Origin of the sequence: Fontibacillus phaseoli, from assembly GCF_003337355.1 — a bacterium.
Lineage (GTDB): Bacteria > Bacillota > Bacilli > Paenibacillales > Paenibacillaceae > Fontibacillus > Fontibacillus phaseoli.
Genome location: NZ_QPJW01000008.1, coordinates 108,524 through 122,131 on the forward strand (window position 1 = coordinate 108,524; position 13,608 = coordinate 122,131).

A 13,608-nucleotide genomic window follows, 5' to 3' on the forward strand; every position below is an offset into this window, starting at 1 on the left:
AAGATGGGGGATTGTAACAGGAGTGAAACTGAGTTATTCGAAAAAAGGAATACCGGCGCGGAATTCAAAATATCCGGTCACCTTTACAATCCGATGCATTTTGTTTTATGTATTAGAACATGAAGAAATAAACATGCAGAAGCCAAAAGGAGAACTCATGATGCACAAAATAACGGAAGCAGGATGGAATTTCGATAACAGTTACGCTACTTTGCCTGACTCCTTTTTTGCCGAGCTTCCGCCGACCCCGGTGCGCGACCCGAAGTTGGCGAAACTGAATCACTCGTTGGCCGAATCAATGGGCCTTGACATCCAGGTGCTGCAAAGCGAAGACGGCGTAGCCGTACTGGCGGGCAATGAGGTGCCGGAGGGGGCGCTGCCGCTGGCTCAGGCCTATGCCGGACACCAATTCGGCTACTTTACGATGCTGGGCGACGGTCGGGCAATCCTGCTAGGCGAGCAAATCACCCCTTCGGATGAGCGGGTGGACATTCAGCTAAAAGGCGCGGGAAGAACGCCCTATTCCCGTTCGGGCGATGGCCGGGCCGCGCTCGGCCCGATGCTGCGGGAATACATCATCAGCGAAGCGATGCACGCGCTAGGCATTCCTACGACGCGAAGCCTGGCGGTGGTATCGACCGGCCAGCCCGTCATCCGGGAAGAAGACCTCCCCGGTGCGATTCTGACCCGGGTTGCTGCCAGCCATATTCGAGTCGGCACTTTTCAATACGCCGCGCAGCGGGGGATCGACGATCTCCGGGCGCTGGCCGATTATACGATCCAAAGGCATTACCCCGAAGCGGAGAGAGAGGATCACCGCTATCTTGCCTTGCTCAAGAAAGTGATCGAGCGCCAGGCGAGGCTAATCGCCCAGTGGCAGCTCGTAGGATTCGTGCACGGAGTCATGAACACCGACAACATGACCCTTAGCGGGGAGACGATCGACTATGGACCATGCGCCTTCATGGATGCCTATGATCCGGCAACGGTATTTAGCTCCATCGACCGCCATGGCCGCTATGCTTATGGCAATCAGCCGAAAATTGCAGCGTGGAATCTGGCGAGGTTGGCGGAAAGCCTGTTGCCGCTTCTCGATGAAGATGAAGATAAGGCTATCAAAGTGGCCGAGGACGCGCTGGAGGGATTCGCCGAATTGTTCCACCGGAATTGGCTGGCGGGGATGAGGGCCAAACTGGGCCTGTTCCATGAAGAGCCGGAGGATGAAGCGCTGATCAAAGACCTTCTCAGACTGATGAAAGAGCATCAAGCGGACTACACCAATACGTTTGTCGCGCTGACGTTTGGTCCTTCAGAGAACAATGCTTTGTTCAGTGCCGAGGAGTTCGCCCGCTGGCAGGAACAGTGGCACGCGAGAATTGGCAGACAGCAGGAGGACGAGGCTTCCCGGCTTAAGCTAATGCGCGGCAGCAATCCGGCGGTCATTCCCCGCAATTACCGGGTGGAAGAGGCGCTGGAAGCTGCGGAGAAGCAGGGGGACTACAGCGTGGTAGAGCGGCTTCTCGAAGTCCTCTCGAATCCGTTCGCGCACTCGCCCGAGCAGGCGGAATACGCCGAACTGCCTCCGCAATCGGCCTGTGCTTACAGGACATTCTGTGGCACCTGATCAAGAAGCGCAGAGCGGTTTGTTTGTCGGCCGAAATTGGAAGCGAATCGGCAAGCCCGTTGGATCTGGCCTTGCCCCAAAGAGCACCTTATTCGGGTGCTCTTTTTTGCTATTTACGAGCATATCGATTGTCTGAACCAGAACGCCGTATAGTATAATACACTAGAGAATCCCAGCGGATTGATAGAACCCTACCGTCAATCATACTTCCAATCTGCAACTTCATTTCGAAGACTATATGGAAAAGAGGTATATGATGATCAGAGCGTCGGAAAATCAGGAGTTTTATGAACTTGATAGCCCAACCCTTCTTCCGAAGGCTTCCGGGTTTCTATGGAACGAGAAGATGATGATTCATATGAACTGCCGGGGATATGCGGTGGCTCAGTACATGCAGCCGGAACCGGCGAAATATTCGCATGCGCCGAATCTGGAAGCGAAGACGTTTATGCAGCCCGAGCAGCCTTACTATGCTCATCATCCCGGCCGTTTCGTGTACGTGAAGGACGAGGAGAGCGGGGAGATTTTTTCGGCGCCCTACGAGCCTGTCCGCGTTCCGGCGGATCGCTATACCTTTGCCGTGGGAAAGAGCAGCATCGTGTGGCAGGTGGAATGCGGCGGCGTTCTCATCGAAATGAGCCTGAGTCTGCCTAAAGAGGATCCGATGGAGCTTTGGCGCGTGAAGGTGACCAACCTTTCGCAAAAGCAGAGAATATTGAGCATTTATCCCTACTTCACGGTCGGTTATATGTCCTGGATGAATCAGTCCGGGGAGTATCATGAGGAGCTGCAAGCGATAGTCTGTTCTTCCATTACGCCTTATCAAAAATATCAGGATTACGCCAAAATCAAAGAATTCAGCGATAAAACCTTCTTGCTGGCGGACCGCAAACCGGTTGCCTGGGAAGTGAACCAGGAAGTATTTGAAGGGGAAGGCGGGATTACGGGACCGTCGGCCCTCCGCGAAGCGGAGCTGTCCAAAGGGGACGCGCGGTACGAAACGCCGGCGGGCGCCCTGCAGTATCGGATACATCTGTCGCCGGGCGAAGAGGAAGCCTACCGGTTTATTTTCGGACCGGCCAAGAACGAGGAACAGGTCGCGCAAATCCGCAGCGAATATTTTATAAAGGATAACGCGAACGGCGAGGACGGCTTCGCGATGGCGGAGCGGGAATATGATCAGTACATCCGGGAGGGCAAAGGGTGCATCGAAATCAAGACCCCGGATCCCGACCTCGATAATTTCGTGAATCAATGGCTGCCTCGGCAAGTGTATTATCATGGGCAAACGAATCGTCTTACGACCGATCCCCAAACCCGAAATTTCCTTCAGGACCACATGGGGATGAGTTATATTAAACCGCGCTTGGCCCGGGAAGCCTTCCTCATTGCGCTGAGCCAGCAAAAGTCGAACGGTTCGATGCCGGACGGAATTATTCTTCATCAGGATGCCGAGCTGAAATACATTAATCAGGTTCCGCATACGGATCATTGCGTTTGGCTTCCCATTTGCCTTAGCACTTATTTGGATGAAAGCAACGACTATGCAATTTTGGATGAAAAGCTTCCTTATGCCGACGGGACAGAGAGCAAAACGGAAACCGTTCTCGAGCATATTCATAAAGCGATGCGGTGGCTTGCAAGCGACCGGGATGAGCGGGGATTGAACTATATCAACCAGGGCGACTGGTGCGACCCGATGAATATGGTGGGTTACAAAGGCAAAGGCGTGTCGGGATGGCTGACTATCGCTACCGCTTATGCATTCAAGGTATGGGCGGATATCTGTGAACGCGGCGGGCAGGCGGAGGTCGCCAAGGAATACCGGGCGGCGGCGGAAGCCACCAACGAGGTCATTAACCGCTATTTATGGGATGGCGAATGGTACGCCCGGGGGATCACGGATGACAACGTGGTGTTCGGGATCAGTTCGGACCGGGAAGGCCGGATTTTCATCAATCCCCAAGGCTGGTCGCTGCTTAGCGGCGCTGCAGATCCGGAGAAGAAGGAGAAGCTGATGCGCGCGGTGACCGAGCAGCTGGAAACGCCGTACGGGGTTGAAAAGCTGGCACCCTCCTACACTTCGATGCGGGAGGACGTGGGCCGGGTTACCCAGAAGCATCCGGGATCGGCCGAAAATGGCGCCGTCTATAATCATGCTGCGGCATTCTATATTTACGCGCTGTACGCCGTAGGCGAGAAGGACAATGCGTATCGCCTGCTGAGAAAAATGCTCCCGGGACCAACGATGGAGGATATCGTCCAGCGCGGCCAGTTGCCGGTCTTCATTCCGAACTATTACCGCGGAGCTTACCGGCAATTCCCCCGTACGGCCGGGCGGTCCAGCCATTTGTTCAATACGGGCACGGTGCCGTGGGTGTACCGCTGCCTGATTGACGGCCTGTTCGGGGTTCAAGGAACTCCCGAGGGCATCCGAATCCACCCGCAGCTTCCTTCCGAATGGAGCGAAGCTACAGTCACCCGGGATTTCCGGGGGGCAAAGCTTGTGATCGAGATGAAGCGGGAACCCGGCGTTCAATCTACCGAGGTCTACGCCGACGGAATATATCTGGAGGAGGGTATCCTCAGAAATATAACCCCGGATACCGAGTATAGCATCCTGGTGAGATTGCCGGAGACGGTGTAGCCTGAATTTCAATGCAGAATAGAAAGAAGCTCTCCGATCCGCCGGTTTCATAACGGATCGGAGAGCTTTTTATCGCCGCATCGGGTTAGGATTCGGTAGTAAACGGCACGGCCGGCAACCCTTCCGCGTTATACAAATTGGCACTGGCCGGATTATTTGACCAGGCATATCGCACGTGAACCGGTTGCTTGATCGAGTTATGCGTGACGATGACGATGTCGCCGTCTATAACGGCCTCGGCAGGCACAAAAACTCCGTCGGAACCGTATACCCTGAATCCCCGGACTTCGCCATCGCCGTTTCGCGTGATGAGCCCGTTGCCGGTCTGGTCGAAATGCAGGTGGATGGCGTCGCCGGCATGCTCCATATGAGTGAACATCGGGCCGCTATATACCAGTTCCTCGTCATACGCGATTTTTCTGGCGCAAAGAGACAGCCGTTGACCCAGCGTCTTTTTGTCCTGCGGGTGCAGATCGTTATATTCGCCGATATCCATCGCGACGGCCATGGCGGTGCCCGGAATCTTCAGCCCCTTTCTTTGTTCCTCCCGGAGTTCGGCCCAGTCGTACTGGCGATCATCCTCCGGCCCCAGATTGGCGAGCTGCGTGAACACAAACGGGAAATCGCCGATATTCCAATTGGCGCGCCAATCCGTAACCATCGCTTCGAACAGATCGCCATATCCGGCCGGATGCCCCGTATTAGATTCTCCTTGGTACCAGGCTACCCCTTTGATCAGATAGTTTCGTAAAGGCGAGATCATCCCATTGTAATTGCCTGAAGGCATATACTGGAAGAAGGTCTGGGACTCCAAGGTTTCCGTGACCGCGCCCACCCGGTATTTCCATCCCCCTTGCAGATCGATCTCTTGCCCGTCAGTACCGGTAATTAGCTTATAGGGCATATCTTTAATAAATCCGCCTGTGTTGTGAGTACTGATGACGCGCACGGCGATGGTATTTGTCCCGGGCTTCAACAGTCCTTCCGGAATGGTATACCGCCGCGGCGGATACATGTATCCTGTGCTGCCGATGAGCGTGCCGTTGATATAGGTATCATCGGCATCGACGACCGTACCGAGCTTCAAGCGAGCCTCACCGTTCAGCAGCACGGAAGCAGGCAGATCGAATTCTTTTCTGAACCAGACGGCTCCCCGCACCGGCTCCAGCTCACTGGCTTCCCAAGAGCCCGGAAGCTCGAAATCCGCCCAGTCGGCCGTATTCCAGGATTCGGCGTACCAACCCTCTTTCAACCCCAAGTCTGTGTCATTTAGATGTGTATACCAAGTGTGGTTACGCTCCTCGTCTCTCCGCTTGGTATCGCTTACATATGCATCGTCTTTGCATTGTTCCAATACAGCTTCATACCCGCCGATTTGCCGGAGCGTCGACTCGCTGATCCAGGATTCAATCGGCGTACCGCCAACCGCGGTTAGAATCAAGCCGATAGGCACCCGGTACTTTTCATATAATTCTTTGGCAAAAAAGAAGCCGGCCGCGCTAAAATTCAGCACATCGCCGGGAACGGCATGAGTCCATCGGCCTCCGGTCAGCTCTTGTTGGGGGCCATGGAAATTGTAGCGCTGAGGCACCGAGAACTGGCGGGTCATCGGCAGGTTTACGGTTTTTACCTCATCTTCCAGCAAATCCAGCGTTCTCCGGACAGGCAGTTCCATATTGGATTGCCCGCCAAGCACCCACACATCGCCGATGAGAATATCGCGAATTACGGTGTCTTGGCCGCCAGCGGAAATGATCATCTCAAACGGGCCTCCCGACTCCGATTTCTCCAGCGTAATCCGCCACTTCCCATTTGGGCCCGATTTGGTTTCATATACTTTTCCGAGAAAGGAAATCCGTACCTCTTGGGGACCGTCGGTCTTTCCCCACAAGTTTACTTTCGCATTCCGTTGCAGTACCATGCCATCACTCAGGATACTGGATAAGTTCATGGTTCTCCACCTTTCAGAAGGGTAGCTGAGTTGATCTGTATTTCATTCGCTGGTCTTCGCGCGATCTCCTTCCGACAGGGGGCAGGGGTTAATTTGGTACGCTTTAGAATTCCGGTTACATAAAATCAAAGAAATAACGGATGACGTGGAAAAAGACCGGCGAGGTGTAGGTTAAGGTGTCGACCAGGCTTAAGTAGCTCTTTTTCAAGGCATGGGACTTATCGTCATCGCCGATCAACATATCCCGCTTCAGCACGGAAACCGTCAGGCTGCCGAAAAAGCCGCTCGCGCTGATCAGCATGCCGGACAAGAATCCGAACAGCGGATCAAGCGGCGTCAGATACGGGTAGATGAGATAGGACGTTACCGTAGTCAGGATAAATGCGCAGGCGAAGCCTTCCCAGGTCAAATGCGGGTTGGCGGTAGGTACGACTTTCCGCTTTCCGAAGGAGACCGAGGCCAGGTAGTGCACGATATCGTTCAGCTGCGTCAGCACCACGAGGAAAAGGACCAGCCCCGCGCCATATTGCGGCGTAGCGAATTGATAATAGGCCAGGTGACTGAGACCGAACACCATCAGCATGAGTCCCCATTGGACCCGGCTGACGCTGCGCAGAAACCCGACCGTTCCTTTGTTAATCATCCGGGGGAGCGGAAGAAGCAGAAATACATAAACCGGGATAAAAATGATAAACATACCGTACCATTCAATATAAATCCAGTAAAATTGCACGGGAATGGACAAATACGCCCACAGAAACAGTCTGCGGTCGGCCTTTCTGGAGCGAATCATGGCGAAGTATTCCTTCAGGGCAAAGAAAGAGAGGATCATGAGGGCAAGCAGGGACACGACCGGGTTGAACAAGGTGGCCAGGCAAAGGATCAAAAACATGCCCCACCAGGTTCTAAGGCGGCTTCCAAAGGCCGAGTAGTCTTTGTCCGGGCGCGCTCTGCCCGTAAAAAAATAAATCACATGGATGGAGGCCAAGGCCCCGAATATGATAATTAACGTGAATAGCAAGCTGTTCATTGCAATCACCCACTTGTCGCAAGATAGGATTCCAGGAAAGGGTTCCTATGTTATTATGAAGGAATAGTCCAAACTTGATAAGGGGAAATTTCGTAAATGGTAGCTGATCGCTCGATTTTTATCTTGCTAACGAATACGGGGACGCTTTTTACGAAAATGATTCAAGGCTACACGAGAGCACCCTATAATCATGCTTCGATTTCCTTTAACCGGGAACTTTCGGAGCTGTACAGCTTCGGAAGAAAGAACCCGAACAACCCTTTGAACGGCGGGTTCGTGAAGGAGGACATCTCGACAGGGACGTTCAGCAAGTATCCGAATACGACCTGCGTCATCTACGAACTGCACGTCACCGACAGGGAAGTCGAGAAAATGAAGCGGGTTCTGCAGCTATTTATACGCAAGCACAACAAGTATATATACAATATTCTAGGCGTGATCGGCATCGCGCTAAAAGAACCGGTCGAATTCAGCAATTCCTATTTTTGCTCGCAATTCGTCGCGGAAATATTGGAGCGGTCCGGGATCAAGCTATGGAATAAGCTGCCCGCGCTGGTGACGCCGGATGATTTCCGGCAGAGCGAACGGCTGCGATTGATCTATGAAGGGAAATTGAGTCAGTACAAACCCGGGCCTTAAGGGTGCGGGAGTCTCCATAACAATTGAGAAGAGCCGCAAAGGGATTATCCCTTGCGGCTCTTATGCTTCGATGAGGCAACGACGGAAGCGGGTTAGCTTCGGCCGCTGCTCACGAATCTTAATTTATTCGTTACTTTCAGGACCTTCACATGCCGGGTTAAAAGCGTCCTGTTGCTGACGATCCAGGTATGATCCTTGGAGTTGCTTCTGCGCATGGCGAGAAAGTTGGACGGACTTCCCGAATAAATTTTAAAGCCCTTGGCGCGGCTCCTGGAACAAAACCGTACGCATTCCCCCCGGGTTTGATCGGGGAAGCGGACTTTGCCGAACACATGCCGTTTTACGAGCAGGGTGGCTCCCTGAACGACAGGCACATATTGATTCGCCTTGTTATTGTAACGATGAAGAAGTATCTTTTTCCCGCTCAGACTCATATAATGGGACCTTTTTCCCGCGATATCGGCTTTCGATTTTATGAGAGTGCGGACACTGTCGCCCAAGTAGCCCGGAGCATAATAATCGTCATCGTCGAATTTGGCAATGAAGCCGTATTTGGATAGCCCGACTCCATAATTAAGGCAGCTGCCAAGCGATACATGATCCGGCAAGCTATAAATTCTAACGTTTTTATAGTTCGCCGCGGCCTTTTTGTATTCGCTCACCTTCAAATTTTTGTTATTCAAGATGACGATCAGCTCTTTGTTTCCATAACTTTGTCTTCCGTAGTTTCTAAAAAGGGATCTCATGCAGTACGGCCGTTTGGTGCAAGTAATGATGGAGACGCCATGTTTACCGCGAGCTCGGAGTGGACGCGGCATAATCATACGCCCTTTCGGTTTCTTCGTACGAATTTCTTGTAATTTCGGACACCGGGTATTACCTTGTGGTAAGCGATCAGCTCCCGGTCGCTAATGACCCACGTATGATTGGCCGAGTTCTTTCTGCGCACCGCCGCAAAATGAAATCTGCTTCCCGAATAAACTTTGTATCCTCTCTTCCTGCTTCTCAGGCAAAAAGCATCGTCTTCGCCGAGACTTCTATTGGGGAATCGCACATGATCCAACACTTTCCGTTTAATGACGAGCGTGGCACCGGGAAGCTGGGCTACGGGACGGTTCTCATCCCCCGGAAAACGGAGAATAAGCGTTTTTGATCCGCGCAAATACATATAGTGCGACCGCTTTCCAATGACATCGGCGTTCGTTCTTCGAAATGCTCGGAGGCTGTCCTTCAAGTAGCGGGGGGCGTAGTAATCATCATCATCAAATTTGGCGATATAATTGTATTTCGCCTGTTTGACACCGTAATTCAAACAGGTACCTAGAGGAAATCGTCCCGGAATGCGGTATACGTGGATGTTCCGATGCTTTCTCGCTAATTGTTCATAGGGTGCAAGAGATATTTTGCTGCTATTAACAATAATAATAAGTTCTTTGTGGGGGTAGGTCTGTCTGGCAAAATTGTGAAACAGGTTCTTTAAATACCCTTTGCGGTTCGTGCAGGTAATAATGGAAACTCCCTGCGGTCTTCTGGCGTTTCTTGGGCCGGCTCCCATTACATCGCTCCCCTTATCGTGATATTCGATAGTGTCTACTTCACAATATGTTAGGGGCAAGCAAGGGTAACGGCATATCCACAAAATGAAGAATAAGCACAAGGGCTTGTGGTAAGCGCCTTTTCGGTCTTATACAGCTTAAAAATTTCGAATGAAAACAGGATAATGCTTCAAATTTATAGTATATAAATATCGTAGAGTGATTTGTACCTATTAATGTCAGAAATAATGGGAGGCTTTCTTTTCCTAAAGGACTATAAGCGCAAGAATGAGGATGAAAAGAGCGACGGATTCTTGTTAATATAGATTCACAACGCGGCGAATCAGGTAGCTACAGCGTGGGGCTTTAGGCTTCGGGAAGGGGAGGAGAACGGATGGAGCAGCAACTGGAGCTTTCTTTTGACGAAATGTGGGAAAAGATTATGGCTTGTGATCCAACCTATGACGGGTTATTTTATACGGCAGTGAAAACGACCAAAATCTTTTGCCGTCCGTCCTGCAGGTCCAGAAAGCCCAAAAAGGAAAACGTGGCCTTTTACTTTGGCATTCGCCAGGTTGAACAAGCCGGGTTTCGTGCCTGCAAAAGATGCCAGCCCGAAGTGGAGCATTCCCCGCATACCGGAGTCATCACGGATACGATTCAGTTTTTGGTCAACCACTACAAACAAAGACTGGTCTTGCAGGATATTGCCGATCATGTCGGGGTAAGTTCTTTTCACCTGGAACGTTTGTTTAAACAGGAGACGGCGGAAACTCCGCGCACCTATTTGGAGAAAATTCGAATCGATAAGGCGTCGCATCTGATAATCAGCACCAATTGGACTAATCTTGAGATTTGTTATGAAACGGGCTTTCAGAGTCCTTCTAATTTCTATAAGGCATTCCGCCGTCTGAAGCATTGTTCGCCTAATGAATATCGTACGCATGTAAGAATGGAGAGTAGGCCATGAGAGGGAGCCCCGCAATGAAAAGAGTGCATAAGCTGGATTACGAATCGCCGATTGGGGTGATAGAGATTTTAGGCACGGAGGAGGCCGTTTATTCGATCCTGTTTTGTGATCGGGAGACGGCGGAAAATAGGATCCAGGAGCATACCCCGCGGGCTTTGGAGGAGTGTTTTGAGCAAATCGATGAATATTTCAAGGGGGAACGCCTCACTTTTTCCTTCCCCTACAGCTATGAAGGCACCGATTTTCAAAGGACCGTCTGGCAGGCATTGACCGGTATCCCTTATGCGCAGACAGGTTCTTATAAAGACATAGCGGTATCCATAGGCAATGAAAAAGCGATCCGGGCCGTCGGCAGCGCCAACGGAAAGAACAAACTGAGCATCGTGATCCCTTGCCACCGGATTATTGGCGCCAGCGGGCAGTTAACGGGATATGCCGGCGGGTTGTGGCGAAAAGAGTGGCTGCTCCGGCACGAGGCCCGGGTAGTTGCCCATTTTGCAAAACAGGAACCCTTTCCGTCGTGATTTGGAAAGGGTTCTTTGCATTTCGTGGCTGGTTCCGCCGGAATTATTCCGGTTTTCCTTGGGCTTCCGTACTGATCTGCCACTTGATGCCGAACTTGTCTTCCAGGCGGCCGAACAGGGTGCCCCAGAATTGCTTCTCCAGCGGCATGATGACTGTGCCGCCCTTCGACAGTTTGGCAAACGCCTCGCGGGCTTCCGCTTCGCTTTTGAACTCCAGGTTTAAATCATGCCCGCTGCTGTGCCCCGGCGGTTCATGAATGGTATCGGCGATAAAGAAGCTTACGCCCGCGGCGGTGAAGGACATATGAATGATTTTGTCTTTGAGCGCTTCATCCGTGCCGGGAGCTTGTCCGTAGGTCATTTGTTCATGGATATCCCCGCCGAGCGCTTGTACATAAAATTGCGCCTGCGTTCTGGCGTCCTCGGAATAGAAATACGGGGTTAATTTGGCCATCCCTCAACACATCCTCTCGAAATTAGGTTCAGGTTATTATTGGCGAGTCCAGCGTTAAGAAATTCTATATATTCAATCCGAATTGGGCTCGTTGCTAAGTCAGGCCGCCGCTGCCTTGTAATTTGTAATCCGTAACCCCCCTCCAAAATATAAACGGAGTTCCTCCCGAGGGGGCACTCCGTTTTGTCGAGTAACCCTGTCCTTCCATCTTCTTCATGTCTCAATAACGACCTTTTGGGTCCTTATTTCCTCGGATGGGGCAGGCATAGAGAAATAGTGTCCTTTTAGGTCATTATTTTAATGTAAACCTGCCAAAGCAGCTTCAAATGGTCATTTCCGGCGAAAATAAGGTCCCCAAAATCCGCTATTTCATGCTACATGACCCAAAAGCGCGAAATAGCGTCCAAAAAGGGCGCTATTTCAGCAGAGAAGATCCTTTGCTTATTGCTCGTTGGATCAATCTTGGTTTAATCAGCCAAATTTAAAGCACGGAGCGTTCTCATGATGGTCACGACGATTTGCTCCCGGGTTACGTGGGCTTGCGGTGCCAGTTCATCAACCGACAAGCCGCGGATGATATTATGGCTCACCATCCAGGCCATAGCTTCCCGGGCGAATGGGGATACCTTACCCTTATCTTTAAATTTGTCCAGCGTGGACCCTGTCGCTTCATTCTTCTGACCGGCATATTTATTTATAGATTTCAATTCAAAAGCTGCTCAAGCTACTTGGATCGGATGTATGCGGGATTCTTGATAGCATCGTACGGTCACTTCACTTTGAAAGTTACGAAAGGTTATCAGCCTCCTTTGACATGAATGGTCTTTCCGGTACGAAATGCAGTCGCCAGCTTCCCCCTCTCTTTGAGAAGTGTGAGTGTTCATAGAAAGTTCACCAATTTAATCATGGAACCTCGCCCAGGAAATGAGAAGGGGGGGATATTATAAATAAGGGATAAAATTTAATAATTGCTATAAATGTAAAAATATTCACAAATAGATGGATCGTCCGAAGAGTGATACCATAAGGAAGTAAGGACCAGGGCATACTACTTGGAGGGGATTATTTGAAGGCGCTATTTATCGGAGGAACGGGAACTATTAGTTCGGCTATTACAAGACAGCTGGCTGAAGACGGCTGCGAGCTTTATCTCCTGAACCGGGGCAGCCGGAACGAGAATTTACCGGCCAATATTCAAATCATCCAGGCAGATATCAATCAGGAGGCCGAAGTAGCAAAGCTGATCGAGAACCATACGTTCGATGTCGTGGCCGATTTCATCGCTTTTGAACCGGCTCAACTGGAAAGGGATTACCGTCTGTTCCACGGAAAAACCAAGCAATTCATGTTCATCAGTTCGGCGTCCGCCTATCAAACGCCTTTATCCGATTACAGAATTACGGAAGGTACGCCGCTATCGAACCCCTACTGGGCCTATTCCAGAAATAAAATATCCTGTGAAGAATACTTAATGAAACAGTACCGTGAGCAAGGTTTTCCGGTCACGATCATTAGGCCGAGCCACACTTATGATGAGCGTTTCATCCCGCTTGGCGTGCACGGGGGCAAGGGCTCTTGGCAAGTGGCTAAACGGATGCTGGAGAACAAGCCGGTCATCATTCATGGGGACGGAACCTCCTTATGGACCTTGACGCATAATAGCGATTTCGCCAAAGGCTTCATCGGCCTGATGGGCAATATTCATGCCATCGGCGAATCCGTTCATATTACCTCGGACGAAAGCGTGACCTGGAATCAGATTTACGAGGTCATTGCGGACGCTCTTGGTGTGAAACTGCATGCGGTCCATGTATCTTCGGAATTTTTGGCGGCTTGCAGCAAAGAGGATTTAAGGGGCGGGCTGCTTGGAGATAAAGCGAATACCGTCGTGTTCGACAATGCCAAGCTGAAGCGGCTCGTTCCCGGATTTGTCGCAACTACGCGGGTAGACCAGGGCATCAAGCAAACGATACATTACATTCGGACCCATCCCGAGCATCAGGTGGAGGATCCGGAATTCGATGCCTGGTGCGACAAAGTGATCGGTGCGTTGGAGACGGCTGCGAAATCCATTTTAGAATAGAATGTGTGAAAATAAGGGTGCCTGAATGGATATCAGGCATCCTTTTTGCGTTCGATGCATGATCTTTGAAGCAGGTGATCGCTCTTTCCCCTTTGTGCATGTGCACAATACATTTCGTCCTTTTATCAATATTTTTTGAAAGGAACAAACT

At 51.2% G+C, this 13,608-nt stretch carries 12 protein-coding genes; 6 read left to right on the plus strand and 6 right to left on the minus strand.

The genetic code is table 11. From position 1 onward, the window contains the following. Positions 1 to 157: 157 nt before the first annotated feature. Together DFP94_RS17945 and DFP94_RS17950 are read left to right on the plus strand one after the other, a co-directional pair. Entirely contained in the window at positions 158 to 1,624 is a 1,467-nt protein-coding gene (locus tag DFP94_RS17945) for a protein adenylyltransferase SelO (RefSeq protein ID WP_114497922.1), read from the plus strand. Between the two features lie 256 nt (positions 1,625 to 1,880). After that, a complete protein-coding gene (locus tag DFP94_RS17950) occupies positions 1,881 to 4,271 on the plus strand; it encodes a GH36-type glycosyl hydrolase domain-containing protein (RefSeq protein WP_114497842.1) in 2,391 nt (796 codons plus the stop codon). Between the two features lie 85 nt (positions 4,272 to 4,356). On the opposite strand, the gene DFP94_RS17955 is transcribed toward DFP94_RS17950, so the two are convergent. Beyond that, positions 4,357 to 6,222 (minus strand): sialate O-acetylesterase, encoded by a 1,866-nt coding sequence (locus tag DFP94_RS17955; RefSeq protein ID WP_114497843.1) that lies wholly within the window; start codon positions 6,220 to 6,222, stop codon positions 4,357 to 4,359. A gap of 115 nt (positions 6,223 to 6,337) precedes the next feature. After that, on the minus strand, positions 6,338 to 7,252 hold the full coding sequence (locus tag DFP94_RS17960; protein ID WP_114497844.1) for a phosphatidate cytidylyltransferase: 915 nt from the start codon (positions 7,250 to 7,252) through the stop codon (positions 6,338 to 6,340). Between the two features lie 96 nt (positions 7,253 to 7,348). On the opposite strand from DFP94_RS17960, the gene DFP94_RS17965 reads away from it, so the two are divergent. Then, complete coding sequence (locus DFP94_RS17965) at positions 7,349 to 7,891, plus strand: hypothetical protein (protein WP_114497845.1); 543 nt, start codon at positions 7,349 to 7,351, stop codon at positions 7,889 to 7,891. Positions 7,892 to 7,983: 92 nt separating this feature from the next. On the opposite strand, the gene DFP94_RS17970 is transcribed toward DFP94_RS17965, so the two are convergent. Next, positions 7,984 to 8,715 carry a glycosyltransferase family 2 protein gene (locus DFP94_RS17970; protein ID WP_342768263.1) on the minus strand — a complete coding sequence of 244 codons (732 nt, stop codon included), beginning with the start codon at positions 8,713 to 8,715 and terminating at the stop codon, positions 7,984 to 7,986. Continuing rightward, positions 8,712 to 9,446 (minus strand): glycosyltransferase family 2 protein, encoded by a 735-nt coding sequence (locus tag DFP94_RS17975; RefSeq protein ID WP_114497847.1) that lies wholly within the window; start codon positions 9,444 to 9,446, stop codon positions 8,712 to 8,714. The genes DFP94_RS17970 and DFP94_RS17975 overlap by 4 nt, the downstream gene beginning before the upstream one ends. Before the next feature lie 374 nt (positions 9,447 to 9,820). Between DFP94_RS17975 and DFP94_RS17980 the strand changes: the two genes are divergently transcribed. Together DFP94_RS17980 and DFP94_RS17985 are read left to right on the plus strand one after the other, a co-directional pair. After that, a complete protein-coding gene (locus tag DFP94_RS17980; RefSeq protein WP_114497848.1) occupies positions 9,821 to 10,396 on the plus strand; it encodes a bifunctional transcriptional activator/DNA repair enzyme AdaA in 576 nt (191 codons plus the stop codon). Positions 10,397 to 10,410: 14 nt separating this feature from the next. Next, entirely contained in the window at positions 10,411 to 10,920 is a 510-nt protein-coding gene (locus DFP94_RS17985; protein WP_114497923.1) for a methylated-DNA--[protein]-cysteine S-methyltransferase, read from the plus strand. A 43-nt stretch (positions 10,921 to 10,963) separates the two neighbouring features. Here DFP94_RS17985 and DFP94_RS17990 read toward each other — a convergent pair whose 3' ends face one another. Both DFP94_RS17990 and DFP94_RS17995 read right to left on the minus strand, forming a co-directional pair. Beyond that, on the minus strand, positions 10,964 to 11,374 hold the full coding sequence (locus DFP94_RS17990; RefSeq protein WP_114497849.1) for a VOC family protein: 411 nt from the start codon (positions 11,372 to 11,374) through the stop codon (positions 10,964 to 10,966). A 467-nt stretch (positions 11,375 to 11,841) separates the two neighbouring features. Then, complete coding sequence (locus tag DFP94_RS17995; protein WP_114497850.1) at positions 11,842 to 12,081, minus strand: S-layer homology domain-containing protein; 240 nt, start codon at positions 12,079 to 12,081, stop codon at positions 11,842 to 11,844. A gap of 359 nt (positions 12,082 to 12,440) precedes the next feature. Here DFP94_RS17995 and DFP94_RS18000 point away from each other — a divergent pair, with 359 nt between their 5' ends. Next, positions 12,441 to 13,457, plus strand: coding sequence for an SDR family oxidoreductase (locus DFP94_RS18000; RefSeq protein WP_114497851.1), 1,017 nt, complete (start codon positions 12,441 to 12,443; stop codon positions 13,455 to 13,457). Positions 13,458 to 13,608: the final 151 nt, after the last annotated feature.

Excerpts from the sequence above, each read along its gene's own strand:
- DFP94_RS17985 (WP_114497923.1), top strand. The coding sequence starts at position 10,411 with ATGAAAAGAGTGCATAAGCTGGATTACGAATCGCCGATTGGGGTGATA.
- DFP94_RS17970 (WP_342768263.1), bottom strand. The coding sequence starts at position 8,715 with ATGATTATGCCGCGTCCACTCCGAGCTCGCGGTAAACATGGCGTCTCC.
- DFP94_RS17975 (WP_114497847.1), bottom strand. The coding sequence starts at position 9,446 with ATGGGAGCCGGCCCAAGAAACGCCAGAAGACCGCAGGGAGTTTCCATT.
- DFP94_RS17960 (WP_114497844.1), bottom strand. The coding sequence starts at position 7,252 with ATGAACAGCTTGCTATTCACGTTAATTATCATATTCGGGGCCTTGGCC.
- DFP94_RS17965 (WP_114497845.1), top strand. The coding sequence starts at position 7,349 with ATGGTAGCTGATCGCTCGATTTTTATCTTGCTAACGAATACGGGGACG.
- DFP94_RS17990 (WP_114497849.1), bottom strand. The coding sequence starts at position 11,374 with ATGGCCAAATTAACCCCGTATTTCTATTCCGAGGACGCCAGAACGCAG.
- DFP94_RS17980 (WP_114497848.1), top strand. The coding sequence starts at position 9,821 with ATGGAGCAGCAACTGGAGCTTTCTTTTGACGAAATGTGGGAAAAGATT.
- DFP94_RS17945 (WP_114497922.1), top strand. The coding sequence starts at position 158 with ATGATGCACAAAATAACGGAAGCAGGATGGAATTTCGATAACAGTTAC.
- DFP94_RS17955 (WP_114497843.1), bottom strand. The coding sequence starts at position 6,222 with ATGAACTTATCCAGTATCCTGAGTGATGGCATGGTACTGCAACGGAAT.
- DFP94_RS17950 (WP_114497842.1), top strand. The coding sequence starts at position 1,881 with ATGATCAGAGCGTCGGAAAATCAGGAGTTTTATGAACTTGATAGCCCA.